At 38.2% G+C, this 26,793-nt stretch carries 25 protein-coding genes; 15 read left to right on the top strand and 10 right to left on the bottom strand.

Annotation, left to right across the window (positions count from 1 at the left end; translation table 11 throughout):
- Positions 1–24: 24 nt before the first annotated feature.
- A complete protein-coding gene (gene yhjD, locus AAZR93_RS15080) occupies positions 25–1,017 on the bottom strand; it encodes an inner membrane protein YhjD (RefSeq protein ID WP_294107160.1) in 993 nt (330 codons plus the stop codon).
- 175 nt (positions 1,018–1,192) lie between these two features.
- On the bottom strand, positions 1,193–1,597 hold the full coding sequence (locus AAZR93_RS15075; RefSeq protein WP_294107161.1) for a DUF1090 domain-containing protein: 405 nt from the start codon (positions 1,595–1,597) through the stop codon (positions 1,193–1,195).
- 232 nt (positions 1,598–1,829) lie between these two features.
- Here AAZR93_RS15075 and AAZR93_RS15070 point away from each other — a divergent pair, with 232 nt between their 5' ends.
- Together AAZR93_RS15070 and gorA are read left to right on the top strand one after the other, a co-directional pair.
- Positions 1,830–2,672, top strand: coding sequence for a 23S rRNA (adenine(2030)-N(6))-methyltransferase RlmJ (locus AAZR93_RS15070; RefSeq protein WP_434720276.1), 843 nt, complete (start codon positions 1,830–1,832; stop codon positions 2,670–2,672).
- A 134-nt stretch (positions 2,673–2,806) separates the two neighbouring features.
- A complete protein-coding gene (gorA, locus tag AAZR93_RS15065) occupies positions 2,807–4,159 on the top strand; it encodes a glutathione-disulfide reductase (protein ID WP_434720275.1) in 1,353 nt (450 codons plus the stop codon).
- 110 nt (positions 4,160–4,269) lie between these two features.
- Here gorA and AAZR93_RS15060 read toward each other — a convergent pair whose 3' ends face one another.
- Both AAZR93_RS15060 and AAZR93_RS15055 read right to left on the bottom strand, forming a co-directional pair.
- Entirely contained in the window at positions 4,270–4,869 is a 600-nt protein-coding gene (locus tag AAZR93_RS15060; protein ID WP_434720274.1) for a glutathione S-transferase family protein, read from the bottom strand.
- Between the two features lie 62 nt (positions 4,870–4,931).
- Positions 4,932–5,630 (bottom strand): helix-turn-helix transcriptional regulator, encoded by a 699-nt coding sequence (locus AAZR93_RS15055; protein ID WP_336430759.1) that lies wholly within the window; start codon positions 5,628–5,630, stop codon positions 4,932–4,934.
- A gap of 301 nt (positions 5,631–5,931) precedes the next feature.
- Here AAZR93_RS15055 and AAZR93_RS15050 point away from each other — a divergent pair, with 301 nt between their 5' ends.
- From AAZR93_RS15050 to AAZR93_RS15025, 6 genes are read left to right on the top strand one after another with little or no spacing between them, the layout of a single operon-like run.
- A complete protein-coding gene (locus tag AAZR93_RS15050) occupies positions 5,932–7,152 on the top strand; it encodes an ABC transporter substrate-binding protein (protein WP_294107166.1) in 1,221 nt (406 codons plus the stop codon).
- A gap of 52 nt (positions 7,153–7,204) precedes the next feature.
- The gene (locus tag AAZR93_RS15045) at positions 7,205–8,068 is read left to right on the top strand and encodes a carbohydrate ABC transporter permease (protein WP_294107167.1); all 864 of its coding nucleotides are present in this window, start codon (positions 7,205–7,207) and stop codon (positions 8,066–8,068) included.
- Positions 8,069–8,070: 2 nt separating this feature from the next.
- Complete coding sequence (locus AAZR93_RS15040; protein WP_294107168.1) at positions 8,071–8,883, top strand: carbohydrate ABC transporter permease; 813 nt, start codon at positions 8,071–8,073, stop codon at positions 8,881–8,883.
- A gap of 12 nt (positions 8,884–8,895) precedes the next feature.
- Entirely contained in the window at positions 8,896–9,954 is a 1,059-nt protein-coding gene (locus AAZR93_RS15035; protein WP_434720273.1) for an ABC transporter ATP-binding protein, read from the top strand.
- The gene (locus tag AAZR93_RS15030; RefSeq protein WP_294107170.1) at positions 9,944–10,720 is read left to right on the top strand and encodes an MBL fold metallo-hydrolase; all 777 of its coding nucleotides are present in this window, start codon (positions 9,944–9,946) and stop codon (positions 10,718–10,720) included. Before AAZR93_RS15035 ends, AAZR93_RS15030 begins: the two co-directional genes overlap by 11 nt.
- Before the next feature lie 15 nt (positions 10,721–10,735).
- A complete protein-coding gene (locus AAZR93_RS15025) occupies positions 10,736–11,746 on the top strand; it encodes a LacI family DNA-binding transcriptional regulator (RefSeq protein WP_294107171.1) in 1,011 nt (336 codons plus the stop codon).
- 56 nt (positions 11,747–11,802) lie between these two features.
- On the opposite strand, the gene mobB is transcribed toward AAZR93_RS15025, so the two are convergent.
- Together mobB and mobA are read right to left on the bottom strand one after the other, a co-directional pair.
- Positions 11,803–12,327, bottom strand: coding sequence for a molybdopterin-guanine dinucleotide biosynthesis protein MobB (gene mobB, locus AAZR93_RS15020; protein ID WP_294107172.1), 525 nt, complete (start codon positions 12,325–12,327; stop codon positions 11,803–11,805).
- Positions 12,324–12,917, bottom strand: a complete 594-nt coding sequence (gene mobA / locus AAZR93_RS15015; RefSeq protein WP_434720272.1) for a molybdenum cofactor guanylyltransferase MobA — start codon at positions 12,915–12,917, stop codon at positions 12,324–12,326. Before mobA ends, mobB begins: the two co-directional genes overlap by 4 nt.
- A gap of 215 nt (positions 12,918–13,132) precedes the next feature.
- Here mobA and AAZR93_RS15010 point away from each other — a divergent pair, with 215 nt between their 5' ends.
- The 4 genes from AAZR93_RS15010 to polA all read left to right on the top strand — a co-directional run bounded on the left by AAZR93_RS15010 (position 13,133) and on the right by polA (position 18,263).
- Complete coding sequence (locus AAZR93_RS15010) at positions 13,133–13,402, top strand: YihD family protein (protein WP_294107174.1); 270 nt, start codon at positions 13,133–13,135, stop codon at positions 13,400–13,402.
- A gap of 3 nt (positions 13,403–13,405) precedes the next feature.
- Positions 13,406–14,404: a serine/threonine protein kinase gene (locus AAZR93_RS15005; RefSeq protein ID WP_434720271.1), complete on the top strand. Its 999-nt coding sequence runs from the start codon at positions 13,406–13,408 to the stop codon at positions 14,402–14,404.
- A gap of 32 nt (positions 14,405–14,436) precedes the next feature.
- Complete coding sequence (gene dsbA, locus AAZR93_RS15000) at positions 14,437–15,060, top strand: thiol:disulfide interchange protein DsbA (protein WP_294107176.1); 624 nt, start codon at positions 14,437–14,439, stop codon at positions 15,058–15,060.
- Between the two features lie 404 nt (positions 15,061–15,464).
- Positions 15,465–18,263: a DNA polymerase I gene (polA, locus tag AAZR93_RS14995; protein ID WP_294107177.1), complete on the top strand. Its 2,799-nt coding sequence runs from the start codon at positions 15,465–15,467 to the stop codon at positions 18,261–18,263.
- Positions 18,264–18,892: 629 nt separating this feature from the next.
- Here the strand turns inward: polA and yihA are convergent.
- Entirely contained in the window at positions 18,893–19,504 is a 612-nt protein-coding gene (gene yihA, locus AAZR93_RS14990) for a ribosome biogenesis GTP-binding protein YihA/YsxC (RefSeq protein ID WP_294107178.1), read from the bottom strand.
- An 840-nt stretch (positions 19,505–20,344) separates the two neighbouring features.
- On the opposite strand from yihA, the gene ppiA reads away from it, so the two are divergent.
- From ppiA to AAZR93_RS14975, 3 genes are all read left to right on the top strand, one after another.
- Entirely contained in the window at positions 20,345–20,917 is a 573-nt protein-coding gene (gene ppiA / locus AAZR93_RS14985) for a peptidylprolyl isomerase A (protein WP_294110950.1), read from the top strand.
- A 378-nt stretch (positions 20,918–21,295) separates the two neighbouring features.
- Positions 21,296–21,871 (top strand): aminodeoxychorismate synthase component II, encoded by a 576-nt coding sequence (locus tag AAZR93_RS14980; RefSeq protein WP_294110952.1) that lies wholly within the window; start codon positions 21,296–21,298, stop codon positions 21,869–21,871.
- Positions 21,872–22,003: 132 nt separating this feature from the next.
- Entirely contained in the window at positions 22,004–23,218 is a 1,215-nt protein-coding gene (locus AAZR93_RS14975; RefSeq protein ID WP_434720270.1) for an aspartate aminotransferase family protein, read from the top strand.
- 62 nt (positions 23,219–23,280) lie between these two features.
- Here AAZR93_RS14975 and AAZR93_RS14970 read toward each other — a convergent pair whose 3' ends face one another.
- The 3 genes from AAZR93_RS14970 to crp form a co-directional block, all read right to left on the bottom strand.
- Positions 23,281–24,591, bottom strand: a complete 1,311-nt coding sequence (locus tag AAZR93_RS14970) for a hypothetical protein (protein WP_434720269.1) — start codon at positions 24,589–24,591, stop codon at positions 23,281–23,283.
- 165 nt (positions 24,592–24,756) lie between these two features.
- Positions 24,757–25,722 (bottom strand): hypothetical protein, encoded by a 966-nt coding sequence (locus AAZR93_RS14965; RefSeq protein ID WP_434720268.1) that lies wholly within the window; start codon positions 25,720–25,722, stop codon positions 24,757–24,759.
- Positions 25,723–25,913: 191 nt separating this feature from the next.
- Positions 25,914–26,546: a cAMP-activated global transcriptional regulator CRP gene (gene crp, locus AAZR93_RS14960; RefSeq protein WP_006813718.1), complete on the bottom strand. Its 633-nt coding sequence runs from the start codon at positions 26,544–26,546 to the stop codon at positions 25,914–25,916.
- Positions 26,547–26,793 lie beyond the last annotated feature (247 nt).

Raw genomic sequence — 26,793 nt, 5'->3', positions numbered from 1 at the left:
CCAATAAATTATCCCCAATTAAAATTATGGCGTGAGAATGTCGTCTTGTGAATCTTTAGACTCGTCAGTGGCTATCCACGCGGCGCAAAATAGTGTCAGTCTTGCAAAGAAGTAGAAGAACGCCATTAAACCAATGACAGAACCGAAAGCCGCGCCAGAAGGCGACGATGCTAAACTCGGTAAAATCCACGTCATAACTGATTTGATAATTTCAAAGCCAATAGCGGCGAGCAAGGTGCCTTTGAGTAATGAATTACGGCGATGCTGCATGCGTGGTAGTATCCAAAAAATCCATAGGAACAATAGAAAATTAGCAGCAATAGAAATTGTTAAGCCGATTAATGTCCAAACAGGTTTCAGCCATTCGATACCGCCTAACCCAATGATATTGACAATGGTTGCTTGTGCGGAGCCTGCAACGGAGGTCAATGTGATTGTCACAACTAAGGCGATGAGTAGGCCGATTAATGCAAAGAAATCACGAATATAGCGGAAAATAAAGTTTTCTTGTTCATCTTCATTACGTTCCCAAACGGGGCGTGACTGCGCCAAAATAGCCAAACGTAAGTTATTTACCCAATTTACCCCAGAGTAAACCGCTAATACTAAACCGGTTAATCCAACAGTTGTTCGTTGACGGATTGCGGTATCAATCGTTCTTTCTAAGGTATTAGCAAGGGTTGGATCAGTAATATTGGCAGAAATACCTCGAATGAGTTTTTCAAGTAATTCAGGATTGCTAGCTAAAACGAAACCTGCGGCTGCAAAGGAGAACATTAAAACGGGAATGAGCGAAAGAAAGGAGAAATAAGTAATGGCGGCACCAAACTGATTACCCATACGATCAGTAAAACGTTGTGCGGTACGGATCAGATGTGCAATGAAGGGGATAGCACAGACAAAATTAACAACCCGCATAGAGAAAGTCAGCGCTTTTTTACTGCCATCAATACTTTTATTGAGCGTTTTTTTCAGTTTGTTGGTGTCTTTTTGTTGTTCATCCTGCATATTCGACATTCATTCCCCTTTTTACTGTCGATTAAAATTTACTAACTGTTACCTAACGATAATCTAACTATAGCCTAAAATTAGCCATAACTTTACCTTAATGCCTATATTCAGATGAAAAATAGGCATATTTAAGGTGATAATAACTCATTAATTAATCAGAAAAAATAGTTGCTATTCAAGGCTAAAGTGCATCTTTATGCGCTTTAAGTTCAGCTTGTGCTTCTTTCAGTTCGTCTTGAGCTTCAGTGAGTTTAGCTTCACGTTTTGCAATTTTTTTACGGTCATCCCCTTTTTGTTTTTCTTCAAGCAATTCAGCTTCACGCTCTTTTACTTTTTCTGTTTTTTCTGCCACGTCTTTTTGGCTATCACGGTACAGGGATTCAGGTGTACAATAGCTATTCACGTTATCAAGAGCTCGCTCTAACCCATTCACGCGATTGTGATTACCGTGAGTTTTTGCATATTCTAATTGCTGTTCGATTTTTTGCTTTTTAATGTCACAGCCATTTTGTGGCTGGGCTGCGAATGTAGATGTACTGGCTAAACAAAAAATTGAAGCGGCACTCATGATGATAAGTTTTTTCATTATTCACCTCGGGTTATCTTGAAATTTGTATTTAGGATAGCGTTTTATCGTATTTAGATCATGTGAATTTTGTAATTATCCTATCGATGACAATACTACCTAAATTTAGCTATAATGACGCTAAAGTATTAATCCGGTCTATTTTTCACTCAAAGACTATCTTTAAAGAATCCATTTAATAGTGGTTAGTTTCTAGCGCTACTGTTGAATTTCCTCAGGAAATAAACGTTACATGTTAAGTTATCGTCATAGCTTTCACGCAGGCAACCATGCAGATGTACTAAAACACACAGTACAAAGCTTGATCATCGAATCTCTGAAAGAGAAAGAAAAACCATTTCTGTATTTGGATACGCACGCAGGGGCGGGTCGTTATCAGTTAACTAGTGAACATGCAGAAAAAACAGGTGAGTATCTACAAGGAATTGCACGTATTTGGGCGCAACCAGACCTACCCGAGGAATTGCTGCCTTATATGAGAATTGTTCGTCATTTAAATGAGAATGGAAAGCTGCGTTATTATCCGGGTTCCCCATTACTGGCGAAACACCTACTACGTGAAGAAGATCAATTGATACTGACGGAGTTACATTCAAGTGATTATCCGTTATTGCGTGCCGAGTTTTCACGCGATAATCGTGCTACCGTTTCTCGTGGTGATGGTTATCAGCAATTAAAATCTAAATTACCGCCATATAGCCGCCGTGGCTTTATGTTGATGGATCCGCCTTATGAAATGAAATCTGATTATGAGGCAGTCGTTAAAGGGGTAGTTGAAGGCTATAAACGCTTTGCAACCGGTACCTATGCAATTTGGTATCCTGTTGTATTACGTCAACAAATTAAGCGTATGATTAATCAATTAGAAGCGACGGGTATTCGTAGAATTCTACAAATTGAACTGGCTGTGCGTCCTGATAGTGATCAACGAGGTATGACGGCATCAGGTATGATTGTCATTAATCCACCGTGGAAGCTTGAGCAACAGATGAAAAATGTGTTGCCGTGGTTGCATAAAACCTTAGTGCCAGAAGGAATAGGGCATACTTTGGTTGATTGGATAGTACCTGAATAACTAACTCGATAGGTCAAGGCTATTGTATTAACAGGCAATACCTATCTTAAATGGCTATTTTTATCGCGACAACAAATAGCATAATAAGAGAAGATTAACCAATTAATCATTCTAAAAATGGGAATAACCAAGTTATGAGCAAACATTACGATTATATTGCAATTGGTGGTGGTAGTGGCGGTATTGCTTCTATGAACCGTGCAGCTATGTATGGTCAAAAGTGTGCCCTAATCGAGGCGAAAGCATTAGGTGGAACCTGTGTTAACGTAGGCTGTGTACCTAAAAAAGTCATGTGGCATGCAGCTCAAATTTCAGAAGCGATTCGCGCTTATGGTCCCGACTATGGTTTCGATACAACCATTAACCGATTTGATTGGAAAACACTGATTGAAAGCCGTACAGCTTATATTGATCGTATTCACCAGTCTTATGACCGTGTGCTTGGAAACAATAAAGTCGACGTGATCAGTGGTTTCGCTCGTTTTGTCGATGCACATACCGTTGAAGTTAATGGTGAAACTTATACTGCTGATCATATTTTGATTGCGACAGGTGGCCGCCCCGTTGTGCCGACAATCCCTGGTGCAGAATATGGCATCACATCAGATGGTTTCTTTGAACTAGACGATTTACCAAAACGTGTTGCTGTGGTCGGTGCGGGTTATATTGCCGTTGAACTCGCGGGCGTACTAAATGGTTTAGGTAGTGAAGCGCATTTATTTGTACGTAAACATGCACCGCTGCGTTCATTCGACCCGTTGATTGTTGAAACACTGGTTGAAGTGATGAATACAGAAGGGCCAAAACTTCACACTGAATCAGTACCAAAAGAAGTGGTGAAGAATGCAGATGGTTCGTTAACCTTAAAATTGGAAAATGGCCAAGAGCAAACGGTTGATGTATTGATTTGGGCTATTGGTCGTGAGCCAATGACGGATAATCTGAATATTGAAGCCGCAGGTGTTGAGCTGAATGCAAAAGGCTACATTAAGGTCGATAAGTATCAAAATACCAATGTTGCAGGTGTTTATGCGGTTGGTGACAATACGGGTGCAGTTGAGCTAACGCCTGTTGCAGTTGCTGCTGGACGTCGACTATCTGAACGTTTGTTTAATAATAAACCTGATGAGCATTTAGATTACAGTAATATTCCAACAGTGGTTTTCTCTCATCCACCTATTGGCACTGTGGGATTAACTGAACCTGAAGCGATTGAAAAATACGGTACTGATAAAGTCAAATCCTATAAATCATCATTTACGGCCATGTATACTGCGGTGACTTCTCATCGCCAACCTTGCCGAATGAAGCTAATTTGTGTTGGGGAAGACGAAAAAATCGTTGGTATCCACGGTATTGGTTTTGGTATGGATGAAATCTTACAAGGTTTTGCGGTTGCTCTGAAAATGGGTGCGACGAAAAAAGATTTCGATGATACTGTGGCTATTCACCCAACAGGTGCGGAAGAGTTTGTTACAATGCGCTAAGTGTGAGTGACAAATTTTAGTTTCAAAGATAAAGGCTAGGTCATTGATGATCTAGCCTTTTTAGTATCCTAAACGTATAAACACATTTAGGATGCGAAAGCTAAGGTATTTTACTTATCTAGTAACGCCGCTATTTCAGGATTCACGGATAAGCTCTTAAGGTAAGCCTTCATCGCGGGTGTAGCTTCAACGATGTTATAACGGGTTAGGAACATTACGAAAGCCCCAACATAGACATCGACTGCGGTCATCGTTTCACCGCAAATAAACGGTTTCGCGTTGATCAAGCATGTTTCTAAACAAGCAAATGAACGCTCAAAAGAACCAAATCCTGATGATTTTTGTTGTTCTTCATTCAACTCAATGCCTAAGTTTTTGACAGTGAAAGCTGACTCTATCGGCCCCGCAGTGAATAGGAACCAACGGTAATAAGCAGCACGTCTTGGGTCATTCAATGCGGGTGCAAATCCTTTTTCAACGAATTTATCTGCAAGATACATACAAATGGCTGCAGTTTCTGTCACGATAGCATCGCCATCCACTAGGGCAGGTACTTTTGCCATCGGATTAATGGCAAGATATTCCGCTGTATGCATCTCTTCGCCATAAGCTAATTCGATGCGTTTGTAAGGCACGGCTAATATTTTTAATAAAAGTTCGACTGTGTTACCACGTGACATTGAATTTGTGAAAAGAACGAGTTCGCTCATGATGATTCCCTTAGATGATTTCCATAGATGAAGTTGAGTGCTTACTATAAGGGAGAGGGATGTCAGAAACTGTCAGGAGTGATACAGAGAATTTCTTTTTGCCATTGTGCTAATAAATAGCCTTTAGGATAAGGAAGTTTATCGGCCAAAGTTGCGTAAGATTGAATTCTATCAAGTCGAAAATGTCGATAACTTTGGCGTAATTCACACCAAGCCGCTAGTACTTGGGTATCTTTCATATAACCAATTGCAATGGGCCAAATAATACGCTCACTTTGTTCCGTTTTCACATCCAGATAGGTGATTTTTGCTTTTAGTTCTTTACGTAAGCTAAGACGCAAATCTTTAGCGATAACATTATCAACGCTAGAAAAGTGGGTCGTTGGAGCAAATAAGGTATTTTGACTTAGGATTTTTTGTGATTTATTTACCACTATAGAATTTATTTTATCAATTGCACGCAAAGCAGATTTTTTAAGTTCGTCATCAGCATTACTTTTAACCCAACGTAAACCTAGAACTAATGCTTCAAGCTCATTTTCATCAAACATTAACGGTGGAAGCAATAAACCTGCTTTTAATTGATAGCCTATTCCCGCTTCACCCGTAATTTCAGCGCCTTGGTCTCTTAAAGACTCAATATCTCGATAAATCGATCGCACACTAATTTGGAATTGCGATGCGAGCGCTTCCGCGGTGATGGGATAACGATTTTCTTTTAAAATTTGTAATAAAGTCAGTAAGCGTTGGGTACGAGTCATTAAAGTCTCTACTTAAAATAGAATGAGCTAAATTAGGTTAAGGAATAATAACCGCAATTTCCACTATGATTATTAAATTTCTAATTATTGAGCATGTTAGCAATTCATACTTTGATAGCAATAGAGACATTAATAGTTATTCCTATAAAACCTTCATATCTCCGTCATGCCATTGTCATATTTTAAAAGTAGCCTGCGATTGCTAGGTTTGAACGCGCGTGCAGGCTATTTCATAAAAGTCGCATTTAAAACAATCACAAGAAAAATATTGCAAAAATACAATAGAGGTTAGGGGAAGAAAATGGTTAAACGCACATTATTGGTATCTGCCTTGATAGCATCAACATTTGGCGCAAGCGCCTCAGAGTTAGTGATTGCGGGACGTGACAGCAGTTACGGTGATGCCATGCAGTTTGTCGTTGATGAATATAAAAAGGCTAATCCTGAAGCCAATGTCACTTTAGTCAAACGTCCAAGCAAAGGCTTATATGAAAGCGTTGTGCTTTCAATGAGAGAAAAAACAGGAAGCTATGATGTTATCTTGATGGATGATACTTGGGCGCCTGAATTTCTTGCCAATAAATGGTTAACGCCATTGAATAAAAATTTCGATAGCCAAGATTTTATTCAAACTACGTTCGATATTGGCCGTTATCCAGATGTGAAAGGTGCGGCTTATGCGGTGCCAATGGTAGGTAACGTCGCCATGTTCGCTTGGAATAAAGATTTATTCGAACAGTATAAGCTGAAGCAGCCCCAGAGTTGGTCTGATGTATTGAACGCAGCCAAAACGATTAATTCAAGTGGAAATACTAATGGCGTTGTTTATCGTGGCGTCAAAGGAAATCCGATTGTTACTGGTTTTCTACCTATTTTATGGGGCTATGGCGGTGAGGTTGTAGATCAACATGGCAAACCTACTTTAAATACCCCTCAAGCCAAACAAGCCTTAGAAACATTTATTGCAATGAAACAGTATGCGCCAAAAGGCGTCGATGTTTATAACGCAGATGAAGTCCGTGATTCTTTGCAAAAAGGGACCGCAGCGATGGCCATTGAAGTATGGCCAGCTTGGGTGCCTGATCTTGATAATCCTAAAATATCAAAAGTGGTCGGCAAAATGGAAATGATGGCGCCCCCAGCTGAAGTGGGTAAGTCATCGCCAATGTTAGGGATTTGGCAGCTGGCTATTCCTGCGGATGCGAAAAATAAACTTCAAGCCGAGCAATTTTTATCCTTCGCAAGTAGCGCTCAAATGCAAAAGGCTTTGGCACTTAATTTTGGTATTCCACCAACACGCAACAGTGTCTATGCCGACCCACAAGTTGTAAGCCAATATCGTTGGTATCCACAGCAAGCGGAGGCGCTTCGTATGGGTAAGGCACGCCCTCGTATCCAAAATTGGGCAGAGGTTGAAAGTATTTTGGGGGATTTCTTGCAGATGGCGATGATGGGGCAAATGACACCGGAACAAGCTTTGCAACAAGCACAAAAACGGATTGAACGTGCAACTAAGAAATAGTTGTTTTTGAGTAAATGGCGCTACATTGTGGCGCCTTTATGGATGGCTCTGTATGTTATTTGAAAACCGTAAACATTTGTTTTTATTATTGTTACCGGCATTGACCATTCTGGGTTTATTAACGCTATATCCAGTAATTTCTGTGATTTACAACGCCTTTGGGCAGATAGATTACATTAATGATAGCTACCATTTTATTGGGCTCGATAATTTCAATGAACTCTTTGATGATTTCTTCTTTTTAGCCGCGATAAAAAATACGTTTGTATTTACGTTAGTTGCCTCAATTGCTCAAGTATTGTTGGGATTGTGGTTAGCACTACTCTTTAACCGTCAGTTTTTAGGGCGCAAGTTCGCATTACCTATCGTTATCTATCCCATGATGCTCTCGACCCTTGTGTGTTCGTCGATTTGGCGTTCTTGGTATAACTATGATTTTGGATTTTTGAATAGTCTGTTAGTTTCCGTCGGTTTGCCTGCTCAAGAATGGCTGTTTAATCCAGACCTAGCCTTATACGCCATTGCATTGGTGGATACTTGGCAATGGACTCCTATGGCCTTTTTGATCATTTTAGCGGGATTGCAATCTATTCCTAAGGATATTGGAGAAGCGGCGATGGTGGATGGTGCAAAAGGGGGAAAAGCCTTTTTTTATATCACGTTGCCACTGATCAAAAAACAATTGATGTTAGCGCTTTTATTAAGATCGATAGACACCTTTAAATTATTCGACAAAGTGTATGTGATGACAGGAGGCGGGCCGGGAAATTCGACTGAGACTCTCTCAATGTTTGTTTATAAATACGGTTTTCGCTTTTTCGATTTAGGCATGGCAAGTGCTGCGGCCTTGGTGATGTTGGCAATTTCATTATTAATGACGCTAATTTATGCCAAAAATGTGATGAAGGGACGTTAATCATGAAAGTGAAAATTCACACAATAACTGTTTGGTTTGCCGTTTTTTTAGTGATGCTACCGATTATTTGGATGTTCGGTACTGCCTTTAAATCACCGACAGAAATACTGGGTTCAGGGGCAAACTTATTGCCGCAACAGTTAAGTTTTTCATCGTTTGAACGGTTATTAGATGGCAACGTACTAATTTTGGTTGGAAATACCTTATTGATTTCTATTGGTGCTACTGTTGTTTCCGTTATTTTGGCTTTTTTTTCAGCTTATGGACTGGTGCGTTATCGTTTCCCAGCAAAATTGGATAGCGTATTTTTGCTCGCTGTTTTGATAGTTAAAATGATGCCGCCGATTGTGATTGCTATTCCGTTATATTCTTTTATGAATGACGTGGGTTTACTAAATACTCGAATCGGTTTAATTCTTGCTTATCAGGTGTATACATTGCCTTTTTGTATTTGGATGTTGCTGGGTTTTGTTCGTGATATTCCACTCGAAATCGAAGAAGCTGGTGCAATGGATGGCGCTCATTTATTGAATCGGTTGGCCTATATTGTATTTCCACTTTGTGCGCCTGGATTAGTTGCTACCGCCATTTTTTCAATGATTTTAGGTTGGAATGAATTTCTATTCTCTTTGTTATTTCTTCATACACCGGACAAATTCACTATTCCACTTTTTATCTCTAACTTTATGACGGAAGACGGCACTGCATGGGGAGAGTTAATGGCTATCGGGATTATCTCTTCATTGCCTATGTTGATATTAGCGGGTTACTTGCAACGCTATTTATTACGTGGTTTTTCAATGGGATTGAAATAATAGGTATTTATCATGCAAAAGAACAAACAAAAATTAGAACTTGTTAATGTGGGCAAATGCTATGGCGCACAAACGGTTATTCACCAAGTTGATTTGAGTATAGATGAGGGTGAGTTTGTGGTTTTTGTCGGACCATCGGGCTGTGGAAAGTCTTCATTATTAAGAATGATTGCCGGATTAGAATCGATTTCTCAAGGTGATATTCGCCTGAATGGGCGCAGTTTAAATGGGGTTCACCCCTCATTACGCCAAGTTGCGATGGTATTCCAATCTTATGCGTTATATCCGCATATGAATATTGAAAAGAATATGGCATTCCCACTTAAAATGGCGGGTGTCAGTAAAGGCGATATTGCCATAAAAGTGAAGCAAACTGCGGAAAGTTTGCAGCTAACATCGCTACTTGGTCGCTTACCTTCTGAGTTATCGGGTGGGCAACGTCAACGTGTTGCCATTGGCCGTGCATTGGTGCGCGATCCTGAATTATTCTTATTTGATGAGCCACTCTCTAACCTTGATGCTAAGTTACGGGGAGAAATGCGAATTTATTTAAAAGAACTTCATCAGAATCTAAATGCCACTATGATTTATGTAACTCATGATCAAGTCGAAGCAATGACGTTAGCGGATCGTATTGTGGTACTCAATCAAGGGCGAATTGAGCAAATTGGCTCTCCTGAAGCATTATATCACCAACCTGCGAATAAATTTGTTGCCTCATTTATTGGCTCTCCGGTGATGAATTTTATGTCCCAGCACGATATTTTGACGCTTAGCCCTCAAATTTTATTACCTCTACAAACACAGACAATTGGGATACGACCAAATCAAGTTATGGTTGATAGTCATTGTCCTGATGTTGTTATGCCTATCTCAGTAGTGGAGCCTCTAGGTCATGCACGTTTATATTACGGTAAGCTACAAGGTAAAAAATTTGTGGTTGAAAGTCATGAAAATTATCGTGTTGGAGAGGGTTTACCCATTAATTTAGCGCACTCTGTTATGCATTTTTTTGATGAGCAAGATGCGCGTATTGAACTTTTATTATCAGGGAAAGCCCATGTTGCCTAATTTTCAATTAACTGTGATCGGTAATGGGGATGCTTATGATAGCCAAAGGACCAATGCGAGTATTTTGGTACAAGAAAATGGTTATCAGTTATTGGTAGATTGCGGCCCTACAGTGCCGAGTCAGCTATTTAGCCAAATTCAGGTTGATGATTTGGACGTTATCTATATAACACATTGCCACCCCGATCATTGTTTAGGACTGACTTCATTACTGAATTGGATGGATTCTTATCGCCGTAAGCGTCCACTCATTATTATTGCTCAACAAGCGCAATGGGTAATTCTTGAACCATTAATTGCATTTTCACATTGGCCACAGGCAAGATTAGGCTTTGATATTATTCGACAAGATAGTGAGCAATTACAGAAAATTGGTCCATGGCAGGCCATGACAGCAATGACTCAGCATTCGGTGAGAAATCTCAGTTTACATTTAATTTCTCAATCTGGGGATCGTCTATTTTATTCGGGAGATGGACAAATTTCATCTGAAGGTGAGCAACTTGCTTTGCAAAGTGATTGGGTTTTTATTGAGTGTGAAACATTGGAATCTCACTATAGTCATGGTTCTTGGCATAGTATTCAACATTTACTCCAAAAAAATCAGTTATCAAAGTCGGACTGTCAGTGGCGGTTATATCATATAGATCCTAACTATCGTCAAGAGTTGAGTCAGCTTATTAGGCCCTATGATTTTATCCAACTAGCTGAACGCGGAGAGCAGTTAATAGCACCAATTCGATCTTTAAAAATCAAGTCAATTTAGGCGAATGGTAAGGTTATGATTTCAAGTAAAAAGGTAACTTCATCCGATGTTGCTGTTTATGCAGGTGTATCGCGCTCTGCGGTTTCTCGCGCGTTTACGGAAGGCGCGAGTATTAATCCACAAAAACAGCAAAAAATTTTAGATGCAGCGAAACAATTGGGTTATCAACCAAATCTCTTTGCGAGAACGCTAAGTACACCAACACAAAAACAACGTTCAAACCTTGTTGCTATTTTGATTAGCGATTTATCTAATCCTTATGAATCATATTTATTTGAAGCGTTATCAACGGCATTGCAAAGTCGGGGCAAACAGCCGATGTTGCTCAATGTGAAGCAAGCTGAAGACTTAGATAGTGCTATTTTGCAGTTATCTGGCTATCAAGTGGATGCTGTGGTCGCGGTTGTTGGTTCATTACCAGTAGAACATTTTAAGCAGTGTTTAAAATTATCCCTACCTTTAGTGACATTAGGGCGAACGGATGCGCAGGGAATTATCCCATCCATACAAACAGATAATATAAGTGCAGGAAAAATAGCGGCTGATTACCTACTTTCGTTAGGGTTAACAAAATTCGGTTTTATTGCTGGGCGAATTGATGGGCAAGCTTCAAATGAGCGTTTTACTGGATTTAAACGGCAATTATTGGATGCGGGAGTTGCAACACCACTCCGTTTAGAAGCCGGTCGCTATGGCTATCAGGCGGGATTTGATATTGCTCAACAGCAAAGTACGCAGCTACGCGAGCTAGACGGTGTATTTTGTGCGTCAGATTCTTTAGCCATGGGTTTAATGGATTATTGTCGTCAAATTGACAATTTATACGTCCCACAAAAACTGAGAGTCGTTGGGTGTGATGATATTCCGATGGCGGCATGGCAAGGTTATCAGCTAACGACTATTGCCCAACCTGTAATTGACATCGCCGAGCAAGTTCTTAACTTGTTAGAGATAATATGGTGTCGTACTGAGCCTGTACCAAATATAATTAAATTAATGCCACAATTAAAAATACGTAAAAGCTAATCAACCGCTTATTTAATGAAACTGATTATAAGCGATTGATAGACAATGTAAAAAACTTAGGATTTTTGGCTTTTTTGCCACCAAGAAACAATGTAATCCGCGATTTGCTCTGGATTGTTGATATCTAATTGAGGTACATGAGTGTCAATAATTTCATTACTGGCGACGGCAACAACATATTGGTCAATCAACCCATTGAGTGGTTTGCCTACCTCCGATCGGAATAAGGCAATTTTATCGATCGTTTCGTGTTTGAATCCTTCGACTAAAATAAGATCTAATGAATCTGGATCAAATCGATTGGCTAAATAACGTAGATCCATTTCATTGTTATCAGGGGTTTCAGTCATGAGTGCCCAGCGTTGTTGACTGGCAACCAAGGTCTGATTTGCGCCTGCTTTGCGTAATTCGTAACTATCTTTACCCGGTTTATCCACTTCCATATCGTGATGAGTGTGTTTGATTAAACCGACACGAACATGACGTTGTTTCAATAACGGAATAATTTGCTTTAATAAGGTGGTTTTACCGGTGCCACTATAGGCCGTAATACCGAGAAGAGGTAGTGTGTTCTGGTTCATAATTGTTTTTGTTGTAACTCCCAATGACGGCTATCTTCCGGTGTATTTAAATTAGCAAACGATCCAGTTTCAGAAGAAAATAGGATCTTTTTAGCCTTCACCTCTTGCATAAACAGCATTAATTTACGATCGCCTCTAGCGAGATAGCTATCCAGTTGTTTTTGTAACGAGCGGTGAAGTAACGCAAATGTAGGATGCTCGCGTTCATTATCGCATGCATAACAAGCTAAATTATCTTCTTTTTCAGCAAACATTTTAGCAGCTAAATCAGTCGGAAAATCGGGTACGTCACAAGGAACAAACAGTAACCAGTCTGTTTTCGCTTGATGTAGCGCCGCTTGCATACCTGCTAAAGGACCTGAAAAATCATTATTAATATCTGAAAAAACCGTTAACTGACTTTGGCGGTAGCATTCTTGATTACGGTTTGCATTAATAATTATTTGTTCAACTTGTGATTCTAATCGATTAATTATGTGTTGATACAAAGGCTTACCAAGTAAAGGAATTAGACCTTTATCTTGTCCCCCCATACGGGTGCCTCGCCCACCAGCGAGTATGACGCCAGTTATTGACTCACTAAATGACATATTCAATATCCTTGAATATCTTCAATAAAATGTTTCAACATACGAGAAAACATTTTTAGTTATAGTAATTGCTAAAATTTATTCTATTTTCCTATAAAATCAATGAATATTCACATGAATTAAAGCTAAACTTTACTTAGATTGACAACAGTTCGCTTTTTCTCTTGTATGATTATTGATAACTTGTACCCAATATTCGTGATAAAGGAATAAACATGAAATGCCATCGCTTAAATGAAGTGATTGAGCTTCTGCAACCCGTTTGGAAAGATAATTCGGATCTTAACTTAGTTGAATTATTGCAGAAACTTGCGGATGAAGCAGGTTTTAAAGGCGATTTATCTGATCTTACCGATGATGTATTAATTTATCATCTAAAAATGCGTGGAACAGATAGCAACGAAGCGATCCCTGGTCTGAAAAAAGATTATGAAGATGATTTTAAAACTGCGCTGTTACGAGCTCGCGGCATTATTAAAGATTAAGTCATGAAAGAGACAGTAGAACATTCAAGCTTCCACTTTAGTGGAATATCACCAGACTTGATCTTAGATGCGCTAATGGAAGTCGGGATTTACCCAGAGTCAGGGCTAACAGAACTCAATAGCTATGAAAATAGGGTTTATCAGTTTCAGGACGAAAATCGACAACGATTTGTGGTGAAATTTTATCGCCCAGAACGTTGGAATCGTTCTCAAATTCAAGAGGAACATGATTTTACGCTTGAATTACGGGATGAGGATTTATCGGTTGCGGCGCCTCTCGAATTTGCAGGACAAACCGTTTTAGAATTTGGTGGATTTATGTTTGCTGTTTTTCCGAGCATCGGAGGACGCCAATATGAAACGGATAATTTATATCAGTTAGAAAGTGTTGGACATCTGTTAGGCCGAGTTCATCAAATCGGTAAGAAAAGAAACTTTGCATTTCGACCTACTATGGGTGTTGATGAATATCTTTCCCAACCTCGGGATATTATTGTTGCTAGCCCGCTGATTACAGCTCGCTGGAAGGATAAATTTATCGAATCGCTAGATGCGCTGATTGCACAAGTAAAACTGCAATGGCCAAACTCGCATTCATTTATGCGCTTACAGGGTGATTGTCATCCGGGTAATATTTTATGGCGTGATGAAGCTTGGCTGGTGGATTTTGATGATGCACGTAATGGTCCAGCAGTTCAGGACTTATGGATGTTGTTAAATGGCTCACGCCAAGATCAAATTATGCAGTTAGATACGTTATTAGAAACTTATAATGAGTTTTGTGATTTTGATGTCAAAGAACTAAAGCTTATTGAACCGCTAAGAGCCATGCGCATGGTGCATTATCTCGGATGGATCATTCGTCGTTGGCAAGATCCTGCCTTTCCAAGAGCGTTTTCATGGCTACAAGCTGATGATTTTTGGCAAAAGCAATCAAACGAATTTGTTCAGCAAATTGCGCGATTGCAGGAAGCCCCTTTGCAGTTGACCCCTCAATTTTAATTAAAAAGTTTTATTTTTGGAGAGCGTAGTATATGAAAAAAATTATGTTGGCTTTGATTGGTATTGCCATGTCTTTTGGTGTATCTGCTGCAAATTACACGGAAGGTAAAGAATACACAGATGTAAAAGCATCAGTGCAAAATTTACCTCAAGTTCTTGAGTTTTTCTCTTTCTATTGCCCACATTGCTACCAGTTTGAAAGCGTTTATAAAGTGCCACAAACTGTTGCAAAAAATTTACCTGAAGGCGTGAAAATGGAACGTTATCACGTTGATTTTCTAGGTCCTCTAGGTGCAGAGCTGACTCAAGCATGGGCAGTCGCTATTGTTTTAAAAGCTGAAGATAAAGTGACTCCAATTCTGTTTGAAGGTATTCAAAAAACACAATCAATCAACAGTCCTGCGGATATTCGTAATGCATTTATTAAAGCAGGTATTTCTGGTGAAGAGTATGACGCAGCACTCAATAGCTTTGTGGTTAAATCTGTTGTTGCTAAGCAACAAAATGCAGCACAAGATTTAAAATTGCGCGGCGTGCCTGCAATTTTTGTTGATGGCAAATACCAAGTTCGTAATAACGGTATTGCTGTAGATGACGCGGCTAATTATGGCAAAGAGTTTTCAAGCGTTGTGAACTTCTTAGTGAATAAAAAATAGTGCAAAAATAGTGTGGTAAGTTAAATTTAGATGGCGGTGCTTATACCGCCATCGTTTCATTATTCTGCTATTCAATATCAATATCCACAATAACGCTGATCCCATTTATATGCGCTAAATCAATTAATCTTTATCTAAGTCATTGATTTTATTTTCTTGTTTAACTTGTTGTAAACTCTTTAGTTGTTGAATTTAATCAATAACATAAATTTACCCACATACTTATCCACAGATTAATACACATCTGAAAAGGTGACGCAGAGTGACTAATGGGGCAACTAGTCGTTTCGATAGTTTACTTTTATTCGCTAATTCGCGTTTCTTTTTGACTCTCTGAGTGTATCTGAAGCCACATTGTGGCATCCTATTGTCATTCGTTCCCGATAAAAAGATGATGACAGACTATGGCTCAGATTGCAGAAAATCCCCTTATTTTGGTAGATGGCTCCTCTTACCTATACCGTGCTTATCATGCATTTCCACCACTAACAAATAGTGCTGGCGAGCCTACCGGCGCAATGTATGGCGTGCTCAATATGCTTCGTAGCCTAATCATGCAATATAAACCAAGCCATGTTGCGGTTGTCTTTGATGCGAAGGGAAAAACATTTCGTGATGAGTTGTTTGAAAGTTATAAATCACACCGTCCTCCAATGCCCGATGATTTACGTGAGCAAATCGCACCACTTCATGAAATGGTGGAAGCGATGGGATTGCCGCTATTAGTTGTTTCTGGGGTTGAAGCGGATGATGTGATCGGTACTTTAGCGCGTGAAGCTAGTCGAAAAGGTATGTCTGTTCTGATAAGTACAGGCGATAAAGATATGGCGCAGTTAGTAGAGCCTAACATCACACTTATCAATACGATGAATAACACCATTTTAGGACCTGATGAGGTCAAAGAGAAATATGGTGTACCACCAGAGCTAATTATTGATTTCCTTGCGCTAATGGGGGATTCATCAGATAACATTCCTGGCGTTCCCGGTGTGGGTGAGAAAACAGCGCTCGCACTCCTTCAAGGGATCGGCAATTTAGAATCTATTTATAACGATCTTGATGCTATTGCGCCTTTGGGTTTCAGAGGATCGAAGACGTTAGCGCCAAAAATGGCTGAAAATCGTGAATTAGCTTTTTTATCTTACCAATTGGCAACTATCAAAACAGATGTTGAGCTGGATAAATGTTGTGAAGAATTACAAGTCACCCCGCCTGATGTAGACAAACTTCACCAATTATTTGGTCGCTATGAATTCAAACGCTGGTTAGTAGATGTAGAAAATGGCACTTGGATGGATGGCAAAGGGGGGGGAGGGAAACCGCCTGCTCGCAGTCCGGCTGATATTAAAACTACCACAACGCCGACGCCGGTTATGCCAACGCTCAGTGCAGAAAATTATCAAACTATTCTTGAAAAAGCCGATTTTGACCGTTGGATTGAAAAATTAAGTTCCGCGTCATTATTTGCTTTTGATACCGAAACTGACAGCCTTGATACCCAAGAGGCGCGCCTTGTGGGGATGTCTTTTGCAATTGAAGTGGGACATGCAGCCTATTTACCGTTAAGTCATGACTATCTTGATGCACCAGTGCAATTGCCACTTGAAGATGTGCTTGCGGCAATGAAACCACTTCTTGAGAGTGAAACTATTCTTAAAGTGGGTCAGAACCTAAAATATGACGCTGAAGTGTTGGAAAACTATGGTATTGAGCTCAAAGGAATAGCTTTTGATACCATGTTGGAATCTTATGTGCTTAATAGTGTGGCTGGCATGGGACGTCATGATATGGACAGCCTTGCAGATCGTCATCTTAATCACAAAACGGTGAGTTTTGAAGAAATAGCCGGTAAAGGTAAAAAACAACTGACATTTAATCAGATTGCATTAGAGGAAGCGGCAAATTATGCGGCGGAAGATGCTGATGTGACATTACTTTTGCATCAAGCGCTGTATCCTCAATTAGAAGCAGAGCCGAAGCTTTCTCATATATTTCACAATATCGAAATGCCGCTTGTACCTGTATTAGTCAGAATGGAACGTAAAGGTGTTTTGATTGATGCTAACGTATTAGCGGCACAATCGAAGGTGATCACCGCACGTTTAGCGGAATTAGAAAAAGAGGCATTCGAATTAGCAGGGGAAGAGTTCAACCTTGCATCACCAAAGCAATTACAAGTTATTTTGTTTGAAAAGCTGCAATTACCAGTAGTTAAAAAAACGCCAAGCGGTGCCGCTTCAACTAATGAAGAGGTACTTGAAGAGTTAGCGGTCAATCATGCATTACCTAAATTGTTACTTGAGCATCGCAGCTTAGCGAAGCTGAAATCAACGTATACAGATAAACTACCATTGATGATAAACCCAAGAACGCAGCGTGTTCACACTTCTTATCATCAAGCGGTAACGGCCACGGGACGTTTATCTTCTCGTGATCCTAACTTGCAAAATATCCCCGTTAGAACCGAAGAAGGTCGTCGTATTCGCCAAGCATTTATAGCTCGTAAAGGTTATAAAGTGATGGCGGCGGACTATTCGCAAATCGAATTACGGATTATGGCGCATTTATCTCAAGATAAAGGGTTGTTAACGGCATTTGCAGAGGGTAAAGATATCCATAAGGCGACTGCTGCTGAGGTATTTGGTGTTCCTCTTGACGAGGTTACCAGTGACCAACGTCGTAGTGCAAAAGCGATTAACTTTGGCCTGATTTACGGCATGAGTGCTTTTGGCCTTGCTCGCCAACTCGGTATTGCTCGTGGTGAAGCGCAGCGCTATATGGATCTCTACTTTGAACGTTACCCAGGCGTATTGCGTTATATGGAAAACACCCGCTTGCAGGCTTCAGAGCAAGGCTACGTTGAAACACTTGAAGGCCGTAGACTCTATTTGGCAGATATTAAATCAAGTAACGGTATGCGCCGTAAGGCCGCAGAGCGCGAAGCGATTAACGCTCCGATGCAAGGGACTGCCGCAGATATCATCAAAAAAGCGATGATTGCGGTTGATACCTGGTTGCAAACAGAGAAACCTGATGTAGATATGCTAATGCAAGTTCACGATGAATTGGTATTTGAGGTGAAAGAATCTGAACTTGAGCAAGTACAAGCGAAGGTGAAGGCATTAATGGAAGCAAGTATGACGCTTGATGTCCCGTTAAGAGTGGATGTGGGTGTCGGCGATAATTGGGACGAAGCTCACTAGTTTTTATTTGCTCGTTATACTTCGATATTTACTCGTCATATTTCGAGCTGTAGCGGCGCGGCTACTCGGGTCACATACTTGTGTATGCTCCCCGAGTTGTCCTTGTTTGCCGCCTTGATACAACTCGAATTATTTAGAGTAAATGGAAGTTATGTTTACAATTATTCAATTATTCAATTTTTAGTTCTCATCCCAGTGAATGTAATTATTTTTTCTCCACTGTATTTTCCTTTCTTATTCGTCTTAATGCTTAGATAAAACACTTGATTTTTCAATGAATATCAAAATATCACATTACATATTTATGCGACGTAAATCTCATAAATATGTAATAAAAATACATTTTTTCGATGTTTTTTCGTTTAAATTCTTGCTGAATCGTAATCAGCATTGAAAAAAAATTACAAAAAGGCTTTTTTTCGAGCTGAAAATAAAGTAGAGTAATTGACGTAGGGTACAGAGGTAAGATGTTCTATCTTTCAGACCTTTTACTTCACGTAATCGGATTTAGCTGAATATTAGCTGCTCCAGTCAAAGTTTTTGACTGGAGCATTTTTTTATCTAAAATTCAGTAGATTCGCTAATTTGACCGTTGCACGCCAAATTGACGCACAAGGTAGGTGTCAGTATTAAACGGGGGTGCTATACCAGCTATCAAGTTTGATACGAAGTTTATCGATACCAATTTTTTTCAACGCAGAAAAATATTCGATTTCAATATCGCCACCTAATGGCGCTAATGCTTGACGAACATCGATCAATTGTTTTTTTCTTGCGCCAGAAGCCAGCTTATCCGCTTTAGTTAATAATACTAAAACAGGCACTTCCATCGTGACAGACCATTGAATCATTTGCATATCAAGGTCTTTAAGTGGATGACGGATATCCATCAATACAACTAATCCTTTAATACACTCTCTTTTTTGAAGATATTCACCCAGTGCATGCTGCCATTTGCGTTTCATTTCTTCAGGAACTTCGGCATAGCCATAGCCTGGAAGGTCAACAAGGCGAATACCTTCCTCAACCTCAAAAAGGTTGATTAGCTGAGTTCTTCCTGGCGTTTTACTGGTACGAGCCAAGCCTTTTTGTTGTGTTAGCGCATTTAAAGCGCTCGATTTTCCCGCATTTGAGCGGCCTGCAAAGGCAACTTCAATACCCGTATCTTTCGGAAGATGGCGAATATCGGGTGCGCTGATGACAAATTTTGCCATGTGGTAGTTATGGTTTTTAATGACCATGTGTCATTCTCCCTGAGTTAGCCTCAAAAGGCTGGAGGATTATAGCGCAAACTATCTCTTCGTCATACTTCGAACTGTAGGGGTGTTGGCATCATTCAGCTATTCGAGTCACATACTATTGTATGCTCCTCGATATATCTTTATTCGCCGCCTACCTACAGTCCGAATTATTTAGGGGGAATGTTGATATTTGCTCAGAACTTATAGGGAGATGTTGGCATTATTCAGCTATTCGAGTCACATACTATTGTATGCTCCTCGATATATCTTCATTCGCCGCCTAACTACAACCCGAACTACAGTCCGAATTACTTAGGGGGAATGTTGATATTTGCTCAGAACTTATAGGGAGATGTTGGCATTATTCAGCTATTCGAGTCACGTACTATTGTATGCTCCTCGATATACCTTCATTCGCCGCCTACCTACAACCGAAACTACAGTCCGAATTATTTAGGGGGAATGTTGATATTTGCTCAGAACTTATAGGGAGATGTTGGCATTATTCAGCTATTCGAGTCACGTACTATTGTATGCTCCTCGATATATCTTCATTCGCCGCCTAACTACAACCCGAACTACAGCCCGAATTATTTAGGGGGATGCGGATATTTTACTAACTTATAAGGGAATGGTATCGCTCAACTATGTCGATCAGCTCATTTTCGTTAAATACACATTATTCGATATGTATTTTATTAAAACTGGTCTACAGTTTAACTTATTTGGTGATTTCCAATAATTTGGCGTAAATAAAGGTAAATCTTTAGCAATCTCTTTAGGTTCGCTCTAGAATTGGGCTATTAATATGTTATTGAGCAATAAAGAAAGGGACCTTGAATGTTAAAACGAATTTTTGTGCCTTTATTGGCTATCTGTGCAATGAGCGCATCGACTCTTGCATTATCTGCGGGTGAAACTTATGTTAAATTAGTGACATCAGCAGGGAATATCGAGTTAGAACTGAATAGTAAAAAAGCCCCTGCAACGACAGAAAATTTCGTTCAATATATCAATGAAGGTTATTACAATGGAACGACCTTCCACCGTGTAATTCCTGGGTTTATGATCCAAGGTGGCGGTTTTGATAAAGATTTACAGCAAAAGCAAACTCGTGCCCCGGTTAAAAATGAAGCAGATAATGGCTTGCGTAATTTACGTGGGACTATCTCAATGGCACGAACAGCGAATAAAGATAGTGCAACAAGCCAGTTCTTTATTAATATTGCAGATAACGCCTTTTTAGATCATGGTCAACGTGATTTTGGATATGCCGTTTTTGGTAAAGTGGTCAAAGGAATGGACGTTGTAGATAAAATCTCTAAAGTAAAAACAGAGAATGTCGGTCCTTATCAAAATGTTCCAGTTGAACCTATTACGATCCTCTCAGCTGAAGTCATTAAAAAACCATAAATAAATTTAGAGTAGTGGATAAATTACATTTTTATTTATCCACTATTGTTTTACTCCTCATGTTTATTTCACCTAATATAAAGGTCGATATTTTAAAACGAATATCTCTTTTCTATTGATTAATTTCCAACTCACCCCTTTGATAATGATTATTTGTTATCATTATGTAAATACAATTCCATGATTTTTATATGGAAATTTCTGTAGTTAAAAATAATTAGTTGACCAAAATGGGCTATTTTCTTGCTAAGGCTGTGCTATGATAGCCGCCCCTTGCAAAAAATTATGGCTTTTTAAGCATCATTCTGATTGCTAAGATGGATGATTCATGCATTGGGATATAATATATAATGATAAAAATCAGTCGGATAGGCTACTATGCTTCTACTTATTGATAATTACGATTCATTTACTTACAACCTATACCAATATTTTCGTGAATTGGGTACTGAAGTTGTAGTGAAACGTAATGATGAAATTACCATTGATGAAATTGAACAGCTTTCACCTACACATCTTGTGATATCGCCAGGCCCTTGCACGCCTGATGAAGCAGGGATCTCTCTTGAGGCCATCAAATATTTTGCGGGTAAACTGCCTATTTTGGGCATTTGCCTTGGACACCAAGCGATTGGCCAAGCATTTGGTGCGTCTGTGGTTAAGGCGCGAGAAATTATGCATGGTAAAACTTCTGCTATTCACCATAACCATCAAGGTGTATTTAAAGGGTTAAATCGTCCTTTAACAGTGACTCGCTACCATTCTTTAGTGATTGCGGCTGAAACATTACCTGTTTCTTTTGATGTTTCCGCATGGTCGCTAAATAACGGTGATGTGGATGAAATTATGGGAATACGCCATAAAACGCTACCAATTGAAGGCGTTCAATTCCATCCTGAAAGTATCCTTAGTGAACAAGGGCATGAGCTGTTAAATAATTTTTTAAAGTATTAACCTCTGCTGCCGCTATCGTTTAGAAATTAATTATGCATATTTCACCTATTGCTATTGCTCTTTTTTGATTTTTTATTCATATTTAATGCTTATATTTTCATTTAGGCATTAGGTAAAGAGCAGGTGAGGAATATGACACAACCACAAGCAGTGAATCGGCAGACTTTCGACCAAGTCATATTGCCTATATTTTCTCCGGCTGAGTTTATCCCTGTAAAGGGTGAGGGCAGTCGCGTTTGGGATCAGCAAGGCAAAGAATACATTGATTTTGCAGGTGGAATTGCAGTCTTAGCACTAGGCCATTGCCATCCTGCGTTGGTGTCTGCGGTTCGCGAACAAAGTGAAAAACTTTGGCATGTCAGTAATATTTTCACCAATGAACAAACTCTGAGATTGGCGCAAAAATTAATTAATGCGACATTTGCCGATCGTGCATTTTTTGTTAACTCTGGCTCTGAAGCCAATGAAGCTGCCTTCAAATTAGCGCGTCGTTACGCAATTACTCAATATAATCCGTATAAAACAAAAATTATTGCTTTTAAGCAGGCTTTTCATGGTCGAACGTTATTTACTGTTTCCGTAGGGGGACAGGCTAAATACGCAGATGGCTTTGGTCCAAAGCCGGCTGATATTATTCACGTCCCTTTTAATGACTTAGCGGCAGTGAAAGCAGTTATTGATGAAAATACCTGTGCTGTGGTTTTAGAACCGATACAAGGAGAGGGGGGCATTACTGCGGCGACAATGGAATTTATGCAAGGAGTGCGTAAACTGTGCGATGAAAATAACGCTTTGCTTATTTTTGATGAAGTGCAAAGTGGTATGGGGCGTACAGGTAAGTTATTTTCTTATATGCACTATGATGTAGTTCCCGATATTTTAACTACTGCAAAAGCACTGGGTGGTGGCTTCCCTATTAGTGCGATGATCACCACGAAAGACATTGCTCAAACCATGGAAGTCGGTGCCCATGGTACAACTTATGGTGGTAATCCGCTCGCCTGTGCGGTGGGTAATGCAGCTTTTGATATTATTAATACTGATGAAGTGTTAAATGGCGTGCAACAACGTCATGATTTGTTTGTTTCTCATCTAAATAAGTTGAATGACAAATATAATATTTTTGCTGAAATAAGAGGAATGGGGCTATTAATTGGTGCTGAACTTAAAGGTCAATTGTTCAATCGTTCGAAAGATGTCATGCAGGCTTGTGCAGTAGAAGGCTTGATGATGTTAAATGCAGGGCCAAACGTATTACGTTTCACCCCATCATTGATTATTTCAGAAGAAGAAATTAATAGCGGTATGATAAAGCTAGAAGCAGCGATTGGAAAATTATTGAGTTAGTTATTTATTGACAAGTTGCAGAGAGAATCACTCTGCAACTTGTCTAATAATATTATTTTTTATTATGATTTTAAGGGGGTATTTCTTCTCCTTGTTCTCATTTCTTCTTGTTTTTTATGTAGTTGCTCTGGTGTGCTGGATGTTGGTATCCCGGCTGCCAGGCAGTTGTTTTTATGTGTATATGAATAACTATTGGTTATTTTTTTCTTAGCTAAAGGTAAATTAACCTTTGGCTTTTTGTGTATCACTTCTATTTTTTTCTCGTGAATCTTAATGTTTTTTATAAGGTTAATTTTTTCATTACTTGAATGATTACCTGAAGATAATGAGGTTGAGCTAATGGTATTCATCGATTTTTTGTTATTGATTCGTTCTTTATTTAATACATTGATTTTTTTATTATTATCATTATTTACTATTCTGAGGTCTTGTACTATGGTTTTATAATTTTGAAGATCTTTTTTTAAGTCAACAAGTAAACAACGTAGTTGAAGATTTTCATTGGTTAATTCTTTAAAGATAACATTATTGTTTATATTTTCAAATTCAGATTTCTTTTCAAAGAAATCATCATAATTAAAATCATGAGATTCATCATGATAAATAGGGTTATTATCTTCATCATAGGTCATTAGAGATTCTCTCTCTATGTTATTATTTTTAGATGTTATATTGTGAACTTTATTTTTTATATCATCTAGTTCTATACTTAGTAAATTTTTTACTGATTTTTGCATATTAATTAATTCATTGAGTTTTTTGTTTTTTTTATTTGTATTATCTGTTTCTGAAACATCATTTTCTAATGTAGATAAATATGTGCTTTTTTTTTCTAAATATAAAATTCCTTTTATTTTTGATTCACACTTTATAGATGATTTTAATTCAATAATCTCATTTTTTAATTTTTCAGATTCATTTGTTAAGCTTTCATTTTTTTCTAATTCGTTTGAACTTGATTCATAACAGTTTATTGTATCATTTTGATTTTTTGAAGTTTTATTTATAACTAAATCTCTGGCATAAGGCTTGTCTATTTTTAATGCATTATTGATATTTTTATTTTTTTCATCTTTTAAATTTTCTACGGTTGATGAAATTTCAAATGATCTTTTGGTTGATTCATTCTTTAATGATTTTATTTTTGTAATATTTAAAGTTACTTCGGTGTTTAAAGTTTGTTCGCTTTTTTTTACGGTTTCTAAATGTGTTTTTTTGTTATTTGAATGAAAAATATAAAAGAAATTGTTCAAATTAACGTTATTTATTGCTTTAATAATAGGGAAGTTTTCTCTAATTATCGCTATAAAAATATTTTTTTTGGATAGCGTATTATCTATGTTTTTCATTAAAGTTTGAGTGTTTATATTCATATGTGCTCCAGATTCGATGTATTGTATAGATGCTATTTAAATTTATTATCAATTTTTCAGTATAAAAAATAATTTTTTAGTTTCATTTTTTTACGAGGTAGATTGATTTAATAAGTTAAAGTTGAATAACAATGGCGTTAATTCGTGTCAGTGTAGTCAGTTAGTTCATGATTTTAGAATGGTCAAAAGTTGATTGTTATTATCGATTTGAGACTGTATTGCTTTAATGCTATCTAAATACTCATTCATTTTTTTAGTCAGCTTTTGTTCTTTTTTGATATTGTTATTCAAACTTATTAAATGATTTTTTTTAATTGAGACTCTATTTTTTCTTGGTGGATGCTTTTGTACGTTATACCCAAATGAATCAGATTGATTAGATAAATGATACTGTTCTTTGATACGTTGTGTCCTTAATAATGAGGCTTTTGTTTGCTGAACATTACCCTTGAATTCAAAATTACTTTTTGGTAGAGGTATTGCTTTTTGATTCTTTTCAGAAGTTTTATAATTTATATAGACTAACTCTTTATGAAAATTAGTCTTTTTTTTATATCTAACTGACTCTGAAGGAAATGTTTTTTTATTAAGCGGCGCTTTAATTGGCTGAGTTTTTAAGGGGATTTTAGAGTTATTTGTATTTGTCAGCGATTTTGGTAATGTGAAATTTTCTATAATTTCATTCCTTTTTTGCTGATTATTAATATCTAATCCAGGTATTTTAACATATCGATATGAAAAATTTGCATATCCATATAGTTCTTCATTCATCTCTTTAAATTTTTCAAGTACAGGTCTATTTTTTTTTATTATAGCATCAGTGCTTTGTTCATTACTGAAAAATGATGCATAGTATTTATATAAACGACCTTTTAATTTATTTACTCTATCTTTAAATTCATCAGGGCTTAAGCTCTTCGCTTGATTTATATCTTCGAAATCATTTTCATAACCTGAATCAATACTTTCTAGGCTATTAGTATGTACTTGTTTTGATAGGTTATCTGTGTGAAGTGGATTATTTTTAATAGAAGAGGTTACTGTGAAAATCTTTTCTACAAAATCATCTGAATCAATGATTTCGGTAAAAATGTTGGAATACTTAGATAAATTGCTTAATGTAATGCCCATAAATATTTCCCTAATTAATAATCTTATGTTTATTATTCTATAGGGACAATAGGCGGAAATAATATAAGGAAACGCTACTCAATAATGAAAGTATATAAATTAGTTCTGATTAAATTAAATAGCTTTATATCATTGATATAAAGCTATTTTAAAGTGCATGCCTCAGGAAGAGAGTGAGGCTGGAAGGTTAATTACCGTGTGCCGTAGACGACTATCGTTTTACCATGTGCAGATATCAGATTTTGATCTTCTAGCATTTTTAGGATACGACCGACAGTTTCACGTGAACAACCTACTATTTGACCAATTTCCTGACGTGTAATTTTGATTTGCATTCCGTCCGGGTGAGTCATAGCATCTGGTTGTTTGGCTAAATTTAACAGTGTTTGAGCAATACGTCCGGTGACATCTAGAAAAGCGAGGTTACCCACTTTTTCAGAAGTCGTTTGTAGGCGACTTGCCATTTGCGCAGAAAGGCGCATAAGAATATCAGGGTTAACCTGAATCAGTTGGCGGAATTTTTTATAAGATATTTCAGCGACTTCGCAGGCTACTTTTGCACGAACCCACGCTGTACGCTCTTGACCTTCTTCGAATAACCCAAGCTCACCAATGAAATCTCCTTGATTTAGGTAGGAGAGAATCATTTCTTTGCCTTCTTCATCTTTGATTAAAACAGCCACTGAACCTTTCACGATATAGTAAAGGGTTTCTGCTTTTTCACCTTGATGGATCAGTGTGCTTTTTGATGGATACTTATGAATATGGCAGTGTGACAAAAACCATTCAAGAGTAGGGTCTGTTTGTGGCTTGCCGAGAACCATTAGCGTTATCCTCTGTATGTTATTGCAGCCATTCAAAAAAGCGTGCTAGAAGGGCTGTCTTTAAAGTCACTAGCTTAGCATATTAGTTTACCTTATCTACTCTAATTAATACATGCAGCAGATATGAAGTAAGTTAATATCGACACTATAATATGATCAATTAAAACGTTGAGTCTTGATCTTAATCCTATCAACTAAGTATTGTTTGTAGCACATTCAATCCAGAAAGTCTCGCCTGTATCGCTTC

The sequence above is a fragment of the Providencia sp. Je.9.19 genome, assembly GCF_051129765.1.
Taxonomy (GTDB): Bacteria; Pseudomonadota; Gammaproteobacteria; order Enterobacterales; family Enterobacteriaceae; genus Providencia.
The sequence above is the reverse complement of the archived record's forward strand: the minus strand, read 5'-3'. Positions and strand labels throughout refer to the sequence as shown.